General features: G+C 60.4%; 14 protein-coding genes and 1 riboswitch. Of the genes, 6 read left to right on the top strand and 8 right to left on the bottom strand.

What is annotated here, in order from left to right; translation table 11 throughout:
- The first annotated feature begins 19 nt into the window (after nt 1–19).
- Both G494_RS24000 and G494_RS24005 read left to right on the top strand, forming a co-directional pair.
- Nucleotides 20–397, top strand: coding sequence for a VOC family protein (locus G494_RS24000; protein WP_035247006.1), 378 nt, complete (start codon nt 20–22; stop codon nt 395–397).
- A 91-nt stretch (nt 398–488) separates the two neighbouring features.
- Nucleotides 489–1,415 (top strand): DUF169 domain-containing protein, encoded by a 927-nt coding sequence (locus G494_RS24005; protein WP_084456986.1) that lies wholly within the window; start codon nt 489–491, stop codon nt 1,413–1,415.
- Between the two features lie 148 nt (nt 1,416–1,563).
- Here G494_RS24005 and G494_RS0116240 read toward each other — a convergent pair whose 3' ends face one another.
- The 3 genes from G494_RS0116240 to G494_RS27950 all read right to left on the bottom strand — a co-directional run bounded on the left by G494_RS0116240 (nt 1,564) and on the right by G494_RS27950 (nt 3,608).
- Nucleotides 1,564–2,631 (bottom strand): sensor histidine kinase, encoded by a 1,068-nt coding sequence (locus tag G494_RS0116240; protein ID WP_035247009.1) that lies wholly within the window; start codon nt 2,629–2,631, stop codon nt 1,564–1,566.
- A gap of 2 nt (nt 2,632–2,633) precedes the next feature.
- Nucleotides 2,634–3,341 carry a response regulator transcription factor gene (locus G494_RS0116245; protein WP_028585361.1) on the bottom strand — a complete coding sequence of 236 codons (708 nt, stop codon included), beginning with the start codon at nt 3,339–3,341 and terminating at the stop codon, nt 2,634–2,636.
- Between the two features lie 135 nt (nt 3,342–3,476).
- Complete coding sequence (locus G494_RS27950) at nt 3,477–3,608, bottom strand: hypothetical protein (RefSeq protein WP_269746605.1); 132 nt, start codon at nt 3,606–3,608, stop codon at nt 3,477–3,479.
- A 44-nt stretch (nt 3,609–3,652) separates the two neighbouring features.
- Between G494_RS27950 and hrpB the strand changes: the two genes are divergently transcribed.
- Both hrpB and G494_RS0116260 read left to right on the top strand, forming a co-directional pair.
- A complete protein-coding gene (hrpB, locus tag G494_RS0116255) occupies nt 3,653–6,196 on the top strand; it encodes an ATP-dependent helicase HrpB (protein ID WP_028585363.1) in 2,544 nt (847 codons plus the stop codon).
- Nucleotides 6,193–7,104 carry a radical SAM protein gene (locus tag G494_RS0116260; protein ID WP_028585364.1) on the top strand — a complete coding sequence of 304 codons (912 nt, stop codon included), beginning with the start codon at nt 6,193–6,195 and terminating at the stop codon, nt 7,102–7,104. Before hrpB ends, G494_RS0116260 begins: the two co-directional genes overlap by 4 nt.
- Here G494_RS0116260 and G494_RS24010 read toward each other — a convergent pair.
- The 5 genes from G494_RS24010 to G494_RS0116290 form a co-directional block, all read right to left on the bottom strand.
- Entirely contained in the window at nt 7,097–8,344 is a 1,248-nt protein-coding gene (locus G494_RS24010) for a diguanylate cyclase (protein WP_161630009.1), read from the bottom strand. The two genes, G494_RS0116260 and G494_RS24010, sit on opposite strands and share 8 nt — an antisense overlap.
- Nucleotides 8,345–8,636: 292 nt before the next feature.
- On the bottom strand, nt 8,637–9,041 hold the full coding sequence (locus G494_RS0116270) for a YkgJ family cysteine cluster protein (RefSeq protein WP_051305799.1): 405 nt from the start codon (nt 9,039–9,041) through the stop codon (nt 8,637–8,639).
- A 297-nt stretch (nt 9,042–9,338) separates the two neighbouring features.
- Nucleotides 9,339–10,232, bottom strand: coding sequence for an ABC transporter substrate-binding protein (locus tag G494_RS24015; protein WP_084456990.1), 894 nt, complete (start codon nt 10,230–10,232; stop codon nt 9,339–9,341).
- Between the two features lie 35 nt (nt 10,233–10,267).
- Nucleotides 10,268–12,286, bottom strand: coding sequence for an adenosylcobinamide amidohydrolase (locus G494_RS25705; RefSeq protein ID WP_051305779.1), 2,019 nt, complete (start codon nt 12,284–12,286; stop codon nt 10,268–10,270).
- Nucleotides 12,287–12,439: 153 nt separating this feature from the next.
- A complete protein-coding gene (locus tag G494_RS0116290) occupies nt 12,440–14,425 on the bottom strand; it encodes a TonB-dependent receptor plug domain-containing protein (RefSeq protein WP_028585366.1) in 1,986 nt (661 codons plus the stop codon).
- Nucleotides 14,426–14,617: 192 nt separating this feature from the next.
- Nucleotides 14,618–14,817, bottom strand: a riboswitch (cobalamin riboswitch).
- 287 nt (nt 14,818–15,104) lie between these two features.
- Here G494_RS0116290 and G494_RS0116295 point away from each other — a divergent pair.
- Both G494_RS0116295 and G494_RS0116305 read left to right on the top strand, forming a co-directional pair.
- Complete coding sequence (locus tag G494_RS0116295; protein ID WP_153305918.1) at nt 15,105–15,413, top strand: type 2 periplasmic-binding domain-containing protein; 309 nt, start codon at nt 15,105–15,107, stop codon at nt 15,411–15,413.
- A 121-nt stretch (nt 15,414–15,534) separates the two neighbouring features.
- A complete protein-coding gene (locus G494_RS0116305) occupies nt 15,535–16,446 on the top strand; it encodes a CsgG/HfaB family protein (RefSeq protein WP_084456993.1) in 912 nt (303 codons plus the stop codon).
- Nucleotides 16,447–16,455 lie beyond the last annotated feature (9 nt).

The following is a 16,455-nucleotide window of genomic DNA, read 5'->3' on the forward strand; positions in this document are numbered from 1 at the left end:
AATTCCGAAAAAAAACAACATGAAATTCAATCATCTGGGCATCCCAACAGCTGAAAAATTTGAAGGCGAGATTGATATTCCGCACCTTAAAATGACAGTATCAGATCACGCAAACAATCCGTATGGAATACAATGGATGAGATTTTGGCCTGATGCACCATACCCTGAGTTGGTACAGACAGTTCCACATGCTGCTTTTGAAGTAGACGATCTCATGGCAGAACTCAAAGGAAAAAAGGTCATCATTGAACCAAACGCACCAAGTGAAGGTCTGCTTGTCGCGTTCATAGAAGTCAACAATGCCCCGGTAGAGCTCATGGAGTACAATAAAGAGACATCATCGACCAAACCAGAGCAATTAAACCGGAGCAAGCAAACCGACCCCCAAGCTAGCTAACCATGTAATTTCAAGAAGATAAGCTAGCAGAAAGCTACTGTTGTGCCAATGATAGCTCAGGACACGAGCACACAACTCAGCAGGAGGATCCATGAAGAGCCTGATTGCAAACAACCTTGAGCCGGAGTTCGAACCGGTGGCGGTGGTCTGGAGCGATACCATGCCCGCCGATGCCTTTCAGTTCAAACAGGGCAGATTCGGTTGCATCCTCTACCTCTTTGCCGAAGCCAGTACCCGGGGCCGAGTTACCGGCGGCAGCCGCGAGAGTATCGTTTGCAGCGGAGGTCGTGCTGCCCTGGGATTTGGGATGGAACTCGATTCCTCAGAGGAGCTCTTGGACCGTCATGCCGCCCTGTTCAGCAAGGGCCTCAAATCCGCCCGGGATCAGGCAGCCTACCAGGCCAGAATAGAGGCCGCACCCAAGACCTGGCACTCCATGTTACTCCATGGTGAGCGCAGGCAAGCCTCTGCGGCCTTGGCCAGAGAATGGATTCTGCATGGTTTGCCCCACTACACCATTTCATACAGGTATGTTCTATTTAAACCCCTCAGCCAGACCAATGCTGACGATAATCTCCGCGCGGTCATCTTTCCGCTCAATCCGCTGGAGCTTGCAGGTCTTGTGACCCTTGCCGGATCGGTCATGGAGGGAACAGACCCTGTCCGGGTACCCCAGGGGGCAGACTGCAACAGCATCAGCGCCTTTGCCTATGCCGAAGCTGAATCGATTGCACCGAGAGCGGTGCTGGGGATGCTGGGGATAGACGGCCGAGAGGTTATGCGAAAACGTTTCCGGGACGACACCCTGACCCTCACCCTGCCTGCGCCCCTCTTTTTTCAACTGGAACAGGAGGCAGAGGACTCCGTTTTCCAACTCCCCTCCTGGCAGAAACTTCAGGGGAACAGGGGTAAACACGCCGATCTCAGCAGGCACGCCGGGGTACAGCACGGCCAGACCTGGGCAAGCATTGGAATTCATAGCAACATACAGGAAAGAGGAGCCCTGCCAGGGCCCTAAACAGCCTTAACACCGACTTTTCGCAGGTGAAAAGGCAGGATTAAACTCCCCGCTCAAACGGCCTCCCCTGAATCAGGATAAACCGCAACCGTTCCCCAAGCCCCTGCTCCAGGTTCGCCAACACCAGGAGGGTAAATCGTCCTGAAACTCAGTCCACGGGCAGGCTGAACCAGACCGTGGTCTGCTGTCCATCGCTGTCGGCGCCGACCCGGCCGCCCTGGGCCTCGATCAGGCGTTTGCTGATGGCCAGGCCGAGGCCAAAGCCTCCGTCACGGGATCTGGAGCGGTCGGTGCGGAAGAAACGTTCAAAGATAAAGGGCAGATCTTCCCTGGGGATGCCGGGACCGGAGTTGGTGAAGGAGACCCTGACCTGATCCTCCCGGTCAACGACCTCCAGGCGGATCTCTCCGCCCGCCGGGGTATACTTCCAGCAATTTTCAAAGAGGTTGCGCATGGCCTGGAGCAGCTTGTCCCGGTCAATCAACAGGGGGGTGGTGGAGCTGAGGCAGCTGACCACCCTGATATCCTTGTCACGGAACTTATGCTGATAGAGCTTGAGCATCTCTCCGAGTTCTTCAGCGGGCAGCACCCGGGTACGCCTGAGCATGGCCCGGGCCGCATCGGCCCGGGCCAGCTGTTGGAGGTCATCCACCAGCTGCATCAACTGGAGGCTCTCCTGGTGGAGCATGGCCATGGTCTCGGCAGATGGCGGCAGGACCTGGTCGTTGATGGCCTCCAGGTAGCCGCAGAGGTTGGTCAGCGGGGTGCGCAGTTCATGGGCCACATCGGCCACCATGTTCTTGCGCAGCTGGTCCAGCTGTTCCAGGCTGTCGGCCATCCGGTTAAAGGAGTGGCCCAGTTCCCCCACCTCATCGGCGGTACTCACCCTCACCCGGGAGGAGAAATCACCGGCTGCGAAGTTGACGGTGATTCGGGACATCTGGGAGAGGGGCCGCAGGACCCGCCTGGTGAGGAGATAGCTGAGCAGGGCGGCAACGATCAGGGCCACCAGGCTGGCCCAGAGCAGGTAGTGATGGATGGAGCTCAGAAACATCGAATGGATCTCATGGGGCGAGATCGCATAGTTGTCCATCAGGTGCATGAAGTAGACGGCGGCCAGCTTGTCGATGGCCAGCCAGATGATACCGATAATCACCACGATCACCGGCACGATGTTGGTCAACAGCAGTTTCCAGAGCAGCCGGTTTTTCATCATCCTCACCTGGGCGGTTCCTCGGTGAAGCAGTAGCCGAAACCTCGAACCGTGAGGATCAGCTCCGGCCTGGCCGGGTCGGCCTCGATCTTCTGGCGCAGCTTACCGATATGGACATCGATCACCCGCTCGATCACGCTCTCGCCATCGTCATGGAAGGTGGCCAGGAGCTCTTCCCTGGAGAAGACCCGGCCCGGTGCAGCCATCAGGGTATGGAGGAGCTTATATTCGCTGACCGTCAGCTCGACCAGCTTGCCGGCCAGGGTGACCCGGTGCTTGTGGTGATTGAAGATGAGCGCACCGTGGCGCAGCTCCTCTGCCGGGGCGGCTTCCCGGGGACCGACCCGACGAAGTATCGCCTTGACCCGCTCCACCAGCTCCCGCGGGCTGAAGGGCTTGACCACATAGTCATCGGCCCCGATGGAGAGGCCCATGACCCGGTCGATCTCCTCTTCCCGGGCGGTCAGCATCAGGATCGGCACCTCGGAATACCTGCGGATCTGTCGACAGAGCTCCCATCCATCCAGCCCAGGGAGCATGATGTCGAGGATCAGAAAGCAGGGTTGCCTCTCGCGGGCCAAGGCCAGGCCGGTCCGCCCGTCATGGGCGATCAGGGTCTGAAACCCTTCCCGCTCCAGGTAGGTCTGGACCAGCTTGGCGGTGTTCAGGTCGTCCTCGACGATCAGGATGGTATTGTTCGCTGTGGTAGCCATGGCGCTTCCCTGTTCAAGACTCTTCACCCAGAGGGGACCTGGTCTGGTAAACGGCAGAGTGGCAGAGGCAGGAGCTTCCCCCTGGCCCGCCTCCCTTGCCCTTGCCCTTGCCGGCAGGCTGCTGCATCCATGCTACTATGAACCCGAACAAATAACCACCCTCCCGGCCGGCTCAACGGTCACGGGCGGATAGGGGGCCTGGAGTTGATAGCTGATAAAGGACTTGCCCCCGGGACTGAAACTGACTACCATGCTCCATCTTTTCATTTCTCCGTTTCCCCGTTTGACGCTGCCCGGCCTGGACCTCCACCATGCATCTGCCCCAACTTCCCATCCAAGAGAGCATCCCTCAACTGAAGGCGGCCCTGGCCCAAGGCTCAGCCGTGTTGGCGGCCCCTCCCGGCTCCGGCAAGACCACCCTGGTACCGCTCTGCCTCTTGGAGGAAAGCTGGCTTGGCGAGAAGAAAATCCTTATCCTGGAGCCGCGACGCCTGGCCACCAGGGCGGCAGCAGCCCGGATGGCCTCACTCCTGGGGGAAGAGATCGGCCAGAGAGTGGGCTACCAGATCCGCTTCGAGCGGAGGATCTCCGCAGCCACCCGGATCGAGGTGATCACCGAGGGCATCCTCACCCGTCGGATCCAGCAGGATCCGGAACTGAGCGGGGTGGGCCTGATCATCTTTGATGAGTTCCATGAACGCTCCCTCCACGCAGACCTGGCCCTGGCCCTCTGCCTGGACCTGGGCCAGCTCCGCGACGACCTCCGTCTGCTGGTGATGTCCGCCACCCTGGACACCGCCCCCACGGCGCGCCTCCTGGGTGGGGTACCGGTGATCAGTGCCGAGGGCAGGAGCCACCCGGTCCGGGTGGACTATCTCCAGGCCAGCCCCAGGGGACGCATCAACGAGGTCACTGCCAGGGGGATACGCCGAATGGTGGAGGAACAGCAGGGCGACATCCTGGCCTTTCTGCCCGGCAGCGGTGAGATCAGGGCCACCCTGGAACAGCTTCGCCAGGACCCGGCCTGTGACGATCTTATCCTGGCCCCCCTGTTCGGCGACCTCTCCCAAAAGGAACAGGACCGGGCCATCCTCCCCGATCCTGAGGGGCGACGGAGGGTCATCCTGGCCACCTCCATTGCCGAGACCAGCCTCACCATCGAAGGAGTCACCACGGTGGTGGACAGCGGCTGGTCCAGGCGGCCCCGCTTTGAACCGGCAACCGGCCTGACCAGGCTGGTCACCGTCCGGGGATCCCGGGCCGTGGCCAGGCAGCGGGCAGGCCGGGCCGGACGCCTGGGTCCCGGCTCTTGTCTGCGCCTCTGGAGCAGGGAAGAGCAGCACAGCCTGCCCCCCTTTCACCCGGCAGAGATCATCAGCGCCGACCTGGCCGGATTGGCGCTGGAGCTGGCCCTCTGGGGCATCAGCGATCCCGGGGAACTCTCCTGGCTGGATCCGCCCCGCTCCGGGGCCTATCAAAAGGCCAGAGAGCTGCTCCACAGCCTGGGGGCGGTCAACGATCAGGGCAGGATCACGGCCATGGGCAAAAAACTGGCCGCTCTACCCCTGCATCCCCGCCTGGGCTACATGCTGCTCAAGGCCAGGGCCATCAGGCAGCTGCCCCTGGCCTGCGACCTGGCCGGACTGCTGAGCGAACGCGACATTCTCCGGGCTGAGAGCCGCCACGCCGGCGCCGACCTCCAGCAACGGCTCCGCCTGCTCAGGCGCTTTCGCAGCGAGGGGGCTCAGGCCGTCAGCCGCCGGGGCGGCGATCCCGGCGCTTGCCGGCGGGTGGACCGAAGCTCCCGCCAGTGGCAACAGCTCATCAGGGGAGAGCAGGAAGCGGAAGACCAGGATGCCATCGGCCGCCTGCTGGTCTATGCCTTTCCCGACCGGGTCTGCGGACGTCGCCCCAAACAGCGGGAGCGTTACCTGCTGGCCTCAGGCCGCGGAGCCGCGCTCCTCCCGGGCGATCCCCTGGCAGGCAGCGACTATCTGGTGGCCCCCCACCTGGATGGCGGCCGCAGAGGCCACCACGGCGAGGGCCGGATCTTCCTGGCCGCCCCTCTGGAACGGGCTGAACTGATAGCAAACCACCCTGAACTGCTCAGCAGCTCCCGGCAGGTCTGCTGGGATGCGGCTGCGGAGCGGGTGGTGGCCAGTCAGACCCTCAAGCTGGGGGCCCTGGTCCTCGAACAATGCCCGGCCACGGAGGTGAGCGCGGATGAAATCTGCCATGCCATGCTGGAGGGTATCCGCCTGCGGGACCTTACCTGCCTGCCCTGGAGCAAAGAGCTGCGCCAGTTCCAGGCCCGGGTGGAGCTACTCCGCCGCCAGCTGCCCGAGCAGGGTTGGCCGGATCTCTCCGACCAGGCCCTGTTGGCCGACCTGGCATGGCTCAGCCCTTACCTGGGCGGGATCAGCCGCCTGCAGCAGCTCAGGCAGCTCCCCTTACAAACCATCTTCAACACCATCCTGGGCTGGGAACGGCAACAGCGACTGGAGAGGCTGGCACCCCTGAGCATCACCGTACCCAGCGGCTCCAGGATCAGGATTGACTATCTCCAGGGCGACTCGCCGGTGCTGGCGGTACGCCTCCAGGAGATGTTCGGCCAGCTGAGCAGCCCCACCATCTGCGGAGGCCGGCTGCCGCTGTTGATCCACCTGCTCTCTCCGGCGCGCCGCCCCATCCAGATCACCTCGGATCTGGCAGGGTTCTGGACCGGCAGCTACCAGGAGGTCAAGAAGGAGCTCAAGGGCCGCTATCCCAAACATTACTGGCCCGACGAGCCGCTGAAGGCTCCCCCCACCCGGGGCGTGAAACCCAAGAACAAGAGCCGACAAGACAGACCATGAGAACAATCGCCTTTGGCTACTCAAGCCGTTGCAACATCCGCTGCAGTCACTGCGTGGCCGCCGGAGAACCTCCTGAGAGCACCAAGATGGAGCTGGCCACGGCCAGGGAGATCATCAACCAGCTGGCTGAGGCCGGAGTCAGGGGCATCAGCTTCACGGCCGGCGAGCCCTTTGTCTTCTTCGATGACCTCTTGGAGCTGCTCGAGTGCTGCAGCAAGGGAGGCATCTACAGCCGGGTGGTCACCAACAGCCTCTGGGCCAGGGACCGGGACCAGGCCGAGGCCCGGCTGGCCCGACTCCGCCGGGCCGGTCTCTCTCAGCTGCGGCTCAGCTACAGCAGGTGGCACCAGCAACAGGTCCCCCGGGAGCAGGTCCTCCATGCCGCCCGGGCCTGCCAGGGGGCAGGGGTGGACTACTTTGTCTCTTTTGTCACGGATTTCAGTGCTGAGGATGATCCCTATGAGGCGTACCTGCGGGACCATGATCTGAGATTTTTCCCGGAACCACTCATCTACGCCGGCCGGGCCGATGGCCTGGAGCGCACTCCCCTGTTCACCGATTATCAGGAAAACCGCTGCCCCATGAATCCCTACCTGGCCCCGGACCTGACCATGTATGCCTGCTGTGATGCCGGCAGTCACTTTACCACCACCAAGGTCTTCCGCCTGGGGAGTCTCAGGGACTCCACCGCGGCGGAGCTCTTTGCGCGCAGCGAGTCCTCTCCCCTGTTCCACTGCATCCGCAACCAGGGGATCTCCACCATCGCCTCCTTTGCCGGCTACAGGGCCCGTGAGATCGTCACCCATCGCAAGTGTGAGCTCTGCAAGAAGCTGTTTGACGATCCCCAGACCCTGGCCGCTCTGGAGGCAGCTTCTGCCCGGGGAACCCTGCAGAGCTGGCTCAGATAGCGGGCCGCTGGTACGGCTGCACCTGGTTACGCCCCAGGGCCTTGGCCCGGTAGAGGGCCTGGTCGGCCTGGCGGATCAGCTCTTCATGGGACCTGGCTGAACTGTCCCTGTGGGTGGCCAGCCCCAGGCTGATGGTCACCACCTTGCCAACAGCTACGCCCTCATGGGGGATCTGCAGCTGCTCGATCGAGGAGCGGATCCGCTCGGCCACGGTCATGGCTCCAGCTTGTTCGGTATCCACCAACACCACCACAAACTCTTCACCCCCGTAACGGGCACAGAAATCCCCTGATCGCTTCAGGGCCGCCTGCAGGCTCTGGGCAACCTGTTGAATACAGAGATCACCGGCGCCATGGCCATAGGTATCGTTGTAGCGTTTGAAGTTATCGATATCGCACATGATCAGGGAGAGAGGCTCATTTTCCCGGCAGCAACGATCAAAGGCCATGAGGATACGCTCTGAAAAACTACGACGGTTGGGGATGCCGGTGAGGGCATCCATGATGGCCTGCTGTCGGATCGTCTGATAGGAGGCACTGAGTTTCCTCCCCACCAGGCCAAGGCCGACCAGGCCCAACAACCCCATGCCCAGGTGGGTGACGATCATCATGGTGACAGACGTTTCAGCCTGAAAGGGAAGGGTGATGCTGATGCCGCCGCGGACATCCCCGAGGCGGTAGCCCTGCCCGGCGTGACAGGGAAGACAGGCCTGTTCGGTGAACAGCGGGGCCATATAGAAGAAGTCGCTCCGACCGCCCCGGCTCATCATCTCACCGCCCTCCCGGAGGCCATCCTCAAATTGCTCCAGGTAGGAGGCCTCCAGGGGAGTGGCCTTATTCTCCGGCCTGAGGGGATTCAGACTGGTGATATGAAACTGGACCCCCTGCCCCTCCTGGGCGATCTCGGCGATCTGCCGGGTCATGAAAGCGGGATTGATCTTGGTCAGGACGGTGTCTTCCCCGATGACCAGATCACGATCAGGAGCGGTCAAATAGGGGTTGGGCCGGGTGCTGGGGGTCACCGGTACATAGACGCCGCCATGGCGGGCATTCCACTGACGGCTGATGACCACCTGCTGAAAAAAGCTCCTGGCCGTGAACAGAGCCAGGTTGCGCTGTTCCCTGATCGTTCCACTATAATTCCCCCAAAAAGAGGCCGCGATGACCACCAGCCAGAGCAGACTGAGGCCTATGATACCTTGCCGGATATTCAACTCCCCCTCCATCATCAAGGATTGCATCAGGGTCCGCTGCCGTGAGCTTCTCGAGGATAAACGCCCTGGAGCAGAGAAGCCTGCACCTGGAACACGGCCACCATCACTGGGATCAGGATACCACATTTTGGTATAGTGGCGAAAAAAAAGGAGCACGAAGACTCTCTCCCCACAGGAGAACACCATGACCACCCGGTTCAATGCCCCCTCAGCCAGGGGATATCACCCCAGCTCAACGCCTGTCCGGAAGAGAACGATCTGTGACAACTTCGACCTGTGCACAGAGCCCAAGGGCCGCAAAGGAGGATTGGCCAGGACACTAGCCAGAGACAGGGGCCGACTCCTTGGCGACAAAGGCACAAAAGCCGTTACGGGGACCGACCAGGGGGTGGTTACGACAGGTGTCCGGTCGCTTCTCATAGATGGTGCATCGCCGGCTGGTTTGATCCAGATAGAGGCAGTCGCCGTTGGCCAGGCGCGTCAGGGTAAAGAGTCCCTTCTTCTGATAAAAGTGTTCAATCACCCCCGCCTTCTTCAACCGCTTGGCAACGCGTTTGGCAGACTCTTCCAGGTCAAAGGTGTCAATCAGCTCCATCCGAACCAGGTCCTCCATGGTGACCTCCACGGGCAGGGAACAGCAGGCGGCCGTACAGGAGAGGCAGAGTTTACGACGGTATTTAATCCAGGTAGCAGTATCTTCGAGCAGGGGGAAAGGTGCGGACATGGTAAAGGCTAAGCTAGGGGGAATCAGATTTTTTTTAAACAAAAAGCCGATTCCATTACCATGAATGGCCGGAGAATGCCATTTCTCCTGGTCCCTGAAGGAATAAAAAAACGGTGCGCCAGGACGACGCACCGTTTTTGACACTCCTGTTTGCTGTTCAGCTGGGGATGAAAATGAGTTCAAGCGGTTCAAGCGACTCTTCCGCCCTGCCAAGCTCCGGAAGCCGGCACCATCACAGCTGAGGCTTGTCCAAGAGAACCGGCTCAGAGGCCAGGCAGCAAAAGATGAGGAAGGGTCTCAGGAGCCGCTCCCGGCTCGGTCTTGCGGATGGATCAGGGCCGCGATCCGGGCAAAGGCCTCGGCAAAGCTCACCGGCGAGGGACTGCAGACCAGATCCGGATCAATCACATGGATCCGCTGCCGATCCACGGCCTTCATCCCGTTGAAGCGGAGCCACTTCTGCCGCTCCCGGGCAGCTACCCCGGCCTCGCTGCCCATGATGGCGATGATGATCACATCGGGATCCGCAGCCAGGACCCGTTCATAGTTCATGGCACCGTTGCTCCGGGTGCCGGCAATGTTGAGGGCTCCGCTGTAGCTGATATAATCGTTGGTAAAAGAGCCGACCACCGAGGAGAACATGGGCTGGGAGCCGATCTGGAGAAAGACCTTCTGGCAGGGGGCGACGGCGTAGTGGTCTTGAACCTGTTTCACCCTGGCGCGGGCCCGCGCCACAATCTCCCTGGCCCGCTCCTCCAGACCGAGCAAGCGTCCCAGACGGAGAAACTGGCTGCAGATGCTTGCAAAGGAGGAGGGCTGTTCAAACTGGACCACCCGTAGTCCCAGGGCCCGCATCTTATCCAGTTGCTGCTGCTGGGTCAGGCCGGTGGCCAGCACCAGGTCGGGCCTGAGGCTGATGATCTTTTCCAGGGAGACCTGCATCACTGAGCCAATCTTTTCCTTCTCCCTGGCCGCCTCGGGGCGGACACAGTAGGAGGTGTTGGCCACCAGACGATCCTCTGCCCCGAGCAGGTAGACATTCTCGGTGTTGATGGGGCCCAGGGAAACGATCCGCCGGACCTCGGGCATGGGCACCTCCTCAAGAGTCCGCCCCTCTGCCAGGAGCTGAGTGGTGCTCCCCAGGAGCAGGAGCAAAAGCAACAGGACAACAGAATTCGATCTCTTCTTCATCGTCATATCATACAAGAAAAAAATATAATGCGCTCCTATTGCCCTGGTATCCCAGCGCTGAGCTCGGCTCCGGTGAAGATGGCAGCCATTCCCAGGCCGAGCATCCGGGGAAGCTGTTCCAGGCCTCGCTGATCCAGAACAGAGAATCCGCCACCAGCGATCTCAGCAGCCAGGGATTGCGCCCAACTGCTGAAGGCGCTGGTCTCCTCCAGCAGTCCCTGTTCATACTGATCGCTCAGGGCCAGAGTTGCCTTGATAAAATCACTGTAGCGGGGCTCCAACAGAATCCGTTCCACTCTCTGATGCAGCGCTCCTGCCTGCTCAGGAGCCCGCAGCCGGCAGAGCTGCTGGAGATCAAGCCTCCGCTCCTTGAGGCGCTGAAAGATCGAACGCTGTGCTGCCAGTCCATTCTGCCTGCGGATCGCCTCCTGCACCCCCTTATAGACGGCCCGGGCGATGAGCTCGCCCATCTTGGTGTGGCCTCCGCTTGCATCGATGGGATAGCCCCTGCCCTGGACCACGATGATGTTGTCGGTACCGGTGCCCGTGGCCTGGCTGACCAGGGGTGAATAACTCGAGCGAATATCCAGTTCCTGGAGGGCGGCAGCCTTGGCCTCGGTGGCAGTGATCAGTGCCCGGGACATGGCCCGGGAAGACAACTCCATGTTGGTGAAGAGCAGAACATTGATGGTCCCGGGTGTGCTCTTCTCCTCCTGGTCAGGCTCATAGAAGGCTCCGCTGTCATGGCCCATCCGCACCGCATTACTGGAAACCCCGGCAGTGACCAGGGCCGTCACCTCCATGGCCTTGAACGACTCCCTGGCCACAGCCAGATTATCGATGTCAGCACCGGTAAAGAGGGCTGCGCTCTTCTCCTTTTCCAGGCCCAGGACCTCGAGGGTTTCCCGGCGCAGGGCCTCCAACCCCTGGTTATGGCCCAGGCCCCAGGATGGCGGCGGGAAGTAATGGTTGAGCACCGTGGTGATGCCGCTGCGAGGCCCCTCCAGGGTGGAAAGCACTGCCATGGGTGTTTTCAGCCGGACCACCAGGGTCCGGTTACGAAAATCCTTGATGTCGCTCTCGACGACGCCGGCCTCCCGGACATAGTCCAGATCCAGGTCCAGGGGTTTTTCGGCCACCACCTGTTGGGGCAGGACAAAGGCGGCTGGTTCGCCAAACTGCTGTCGATAGAGCCGGGCAGCGAGCCAGGAGACAAAGTAACCGCTCTGGGTGGCGGCCCGACAGGTAAGCTCACAGGGGAAGAAATAGATCCGCCTGTTCTGCACCGCCTCCACCTCACGCCAGCCCGGCTCTTCGAGGAGCGACATGATCGTCCGATCATTGCCGCAGCCATAGAGAACCTGGGGATTAAAGGCCTGCCACTCGGAAAGCTCCACCGGGACAATGGTGCCGCTCTTGCCAAAGGTGGGAGGGATGCCGCCGGCCGCCCGGATGAATTCCTGCTGAAAGGAATCATCCCCCGGTGTCATCACCTGATCCCGGCCCATGAGCCGCATCACCCGGAGATGATCCTGCTGCGGGATAGTCCTGATCTTGGCGGCGATCAGCTCCAGCCGACGCTGCTCCTCGGCAATCACCTCCTCGGCCTGTTCTTCCCGATGAAACATCCGGCCCAGCAGAGCGATCTGGGCAAAGCTCTCTGCAATGGAGCGGGGAGCGAGGCGAATCAGGGTGGCAGTGGCGCCAAAACGGGCCACCACCCCCTGCTGCAGGCTGGAGTAAAAGATGGTGTCCGGCTTGAGGCTGGCCACCCGCTCCAGGTCGGGCCTGAAAAACCCGCCCACCACCGCCTTGTCTCCGCTCTCCGGCGGCAGCTGCGAATGATAGGTGATGCCGCTCACCACCTCGGCCGCTCCGATCCGAAGCAGGATCTCGGTGACCGAGGGCACCAGGGAGACCACCCTTTGGGGTGGTTTGTTCAGGGTGATCTGTTGGTTGCCGGAATCAACAAAGGAGAGCGGATAGCTCTCGGCCTTGAGCGCGGCAGGCAGCAAGAAGAACATCATCACGAGCAGAAGCAGGAAATTTTTCATGGTGAGCCATCACGGAAGTTCTTTTCAAAGGAAGAAGCCTGCAAGCAGGGCCCAGAGCCTCCCCTGGGCCCCTCTGCAGGCGAGCGCTGAACTCAGCAACAGTGCCGCCATCCGGGCAAGCCCGGGCAGAGGGGAGAGGAGGAGAGGGCAGCACTAATACTGCCAACGCAGCCCTACGAACCAGCTGATTCCTGGCAGGGGATAGCCCTTGACATAGGCATACTCCTCGTCAAAGAGGTTGCGGATCTCGCCGCGGAGGGTGAAATCCCCGTAGGTCTCGGACTCCAGGAAACGGTAGGAGGCCACCAGGTCGGCCACGGTGGAGGAGTCGAGCTCTACGATGGGGGTGGGAAAGGAGCCGGACTCCCAGTCCTCCACATCCTGCTTACCGCTGTAGGCCAGGTTGAAACGGACCATGGCGCCCTCGCCGTTGTTGACCACCAGGCCGGCGGCCAGGTTGGTGCCGCTGACATAGAGCAGGTCCTTGCCGGTCTCCTTATCCTCATACTCGGTGAGGATGGTCATCCCCAGATAGGGCCGTACCTCCCAGCTCCAGCTGAAGGGTTCCCCCAGGTCGTAGCTGAGCTCTGCCTCAAAGCCGGCAATGGTGGCATCCCCAAGGTTCTGCCAGCTGCTGGAACCGTCGGCCAGGGCGCTGCTGATGATCTTATCCTCAAAATCGGTATGAAAGTAGGTCAGTGCAGCCTGGAGACTGCCCAGGCCATAGTCAAGGCCGCCCTCATAGGTTGTGCTCTTTTCCGGATCCAGATCCTGGTTGCCCACGGTCCTGCGGCCAAAGCTGCTAAAATCGGCTGCCAGCTGATCGGCCGAAGGCATCATAAAGGCCTCGGCATACTGAGCACGCAGCTTCAGCTCGTCGCTGACCATCCAGGCAAGCCCCACCTTGGGGGTGAGACGGGTCTGGTCCTCATCCCGGCCCGCAGGTTCTTTGACCTCCACCTCGTACCAATCGTAGCGCAGTCCCAGATTGACGGTCAGCCGATCCTCCAGGAGTGCACTCTTGCCCAGGAAGAAGAGCGCGGGATTGGAGTAGGTGGTTTTTCTGGGAGTCCAGCTGTTCTCCACCTCATAATCAAGCCAGTCAAATCCTGCGGTCAGGGTGGCAAAGGCACAGTCGGCGGTTAACTGGGCCTGGGCCCCCTGCTGATCGGTCTCGTTGGACGAGGGGATACCGGTGTCCCAGCCCGTGGGGTCAGAACCGATGGGTGATTTCCAACTGTTCTCATCCTTGCCGAAAAAGTAACGGACCAGCCACTGGTAGCGGTCGTTGAGGGTAGCCCCGCTATAGGTGCCGTCAATGGAGTAGTTCTTCTTATCCGAGGTGTCGTCCAGGTCATTCTGGCTCAGATAGCCGGGATTACCGGCCTCATCCACCTCAAAACGGTTGACAATGACCCCCAGGCGATTGTTCTCGGAAAAGGAGTAGCCCAGGTTGGCGCTGAGGCTGCTCTCGTAGTCCACGCCGGTATTGTAAAAACGATCGCCTCCGCCGGTCTCGTAGTCGCCATAGGTCCGCTGGGTGTAGGCGCCGGCAAAGTCAAAACCCTGCTGCTTGACGGTGCCGCCGATGCTGCCCTCAGCCTGATCAAAAGAACCGCCGCCAGCCTCGACAAAGAGGCTGTTCTCCGTTCCCCGACGGGTGATCACGTTGACGACCCCGCCCATACCGGCAGAACCGTACTGGACCGCACCCGGTCCCCGGATGATCTCGATCCGCTCCACGTTCCTGGTCATCAGCTTGGCCACGTTACCGGTCCCGGCACGGCGACCATCCAACAGCACCAGCACATGCCCCTGCAGATCGTTGCCATGGGTGTCGGTGCGAAAGCCACGGATACCGATGGCGGTCAGGGCTCCGGGATACTGCTGGACATGCCCCAGCCCCTTTTCGGCGAGCAGCTCACCCACATTGCGACCGGCAGACTGTGCCAGCTCTTCACGGTTGATCACCGTCAGGTTGGCGCTGACCTCTCTTTGGCTTTCCGCACTGCGGCTGGCAGTCACCACCAACTCGTCGGTCATGGCCGGACCGCTTGCCTGCTCTGCGGCCAGCACAGCTTGCGCCTGGCTGCAGAGCAGCACGGGGATGAAAAGAGCGGGATAGTACTTTTTGATCATGTTTCCTCCTCCTTAAAAACATCGGCTGTCCGGGGGAGAAAAAAAAATCCCCGGACCAATCGTAGAATAATTGATCCGGGGATGCCCTGTTATAATCCACAGATGTCACGGCCTAGCTCTTGTCCAGGGAGATAGGCAGGCTGAGCAGCCCCCAGCTTGGTGCTGACGGCTCTGCTCAGGGTGCACCGATAGGGTACACCTTGTTCTCAGGCAGGTCTTCTGACTCACCCCCCCAGGCAACGGCCTTCCCACAGAGATCTGCAGTGGCATCCGAGGTTGCACGGGTTGACTTGCCCGAGGGCAAGAAGGGGCTTACAGCGGCGGGCCCGTTCCGGAGTTACACCGGATTCCCTTTTCATCCAGCTGGTGGAACCTGAAAAATCTGATCAGTCAGGTAAGTTGAACAACAGTGAATTGTCAAGTTAAATTAACATTTTCTCTTAAAATAAAGTGTCAACAAACAGCTCCTCTTTCTCCGCCAGGAGAGAAGAAACGGTAAACAACCGGGGTAAGATTTGACTTTTCCCCACAAGTAAGCTATCACTTTAAGCGTTATTTCAAAGCGTTACAAGGCAAACCAACAGCGGCAACGGGAAAAAAATCCTTGAATCGCAAGGGCTTCATCCCAGAGGTCACCGTTAACAGAGGTGCCCACACCTCGAACCTTAAGAGGTCTGCCATGAACCACCTTGCCCGGGATCCCAGCAAACCACCCATGCAGTTCAGAGATGCCGAGGGCTCCCTGCGCGGCTTTGAAGTCGACTACCTGGAGGCCATAGCCCCGGCCGCTACGGCCATCGGCCGGGCGCGGCTCAGAAAATTTGCAACCCTGCCTGAGGCGGTAACCGCCCTGCAGGCAGGAGAGCTGGAGACGCTGACCTGCGACGGTCCACTGGCGGGACACCTGATGCAGGAAGATAAAGGGGCGACATCCAGCTGCTCTTTGTCCTGGAGCAGGAACGCACCAATTACTACGGGATTGTCGTGAGCAAAGGCGACCGGGCTCTCCGCTCGGTTCAGCAGCAGATCGAGGTTGAACTCCAGAAAAAGTGGTTTTCCAGGCTCCTGAAAATCAACTGACCCGAATCCATTGAACAGATAGGTGAATCATGTCGTGTCTTCGTTTTCCCCCCCGTCTCCTGATGCTGCGCTGCCAGCTGATCGCTCTTGGAGCCATTGGCGGCTTGCTGCTGGCAGCAGGAACCGGTCTTGCTGCAGAAAAGCCCACCATAGCCATCAAACCGGCCAAGATCTCCTCCAACGTGTCCTCTTCGGTGAAGAGGTACCTGAACCGGGAAAAACTGCTGGCAGAGATGGAGGCCTCCTTTTTGGCTGCCAGGAAATTCCAGGTCGTCAGCCGTGACCAGGACGCACTTCAGGCCATCAGGGAGGAACAGCAGTTTGCCCAATCAGCCTTAACTGCCGGGGACGCTGCCCGTTCCGGGGCATTGAAAAATGCCGACTACCTAATCCTGCCGGAAGTCTATCGCTTTGCCTTCTATGCCAAGACCACCAAGGTCCCCAACCTGCAAAAAAAATATTTCCGCAGGGATTACGGTACCCTGGAAATCAATGCCCAGATCGTGGACACCGCCACCGGCCAGATAGCCGCCACCTTTTACCTGAAGGACAGCTTTTCCACCGGGGAAACCATGGTGAATAGAAGCGGCGGCGTCCCCAACACCAAACACTTCTCTGACCTCTGTAAGGCTGTCTCCGCCCAGATGGTGGATCAGTTCCTGGCCCTGGTCTTCCCGGTGGAGATCATCAAGGTCCAACCCGGCAAGGTCTATCTCAACCGGGGCAGGGACGGCGGCTACCACCCAGGCGATATCCTCCAGGTCTACGAAAAAGGCGAGCTCCTGGTCGATCCCCATACCGGTGAACAGCTGGGCTCTGCCGAAGAATTTGTCGGTAAGATCAAGGTCAGCAAGGTCAAACCTAAATTCACCATCGCCACCATCTTGGAAGACAAACTTGAGGGCGAAATCAGCGTCGGCTGCATAGTCCGCAAACAGTAAACACCTGGA

The sequence above is a fragment of the Desulfogranum mediterraneum DSM 13871 genome, from assembly GCF_000429965.1.
GTDB classification, from domain to species: Bacteria; Desulfobacterota; Desulfobulbia; order Desulfobulbales; family Desulfobulbaceae; genus Desulfogranum; species Desulfogranum mediterraneum.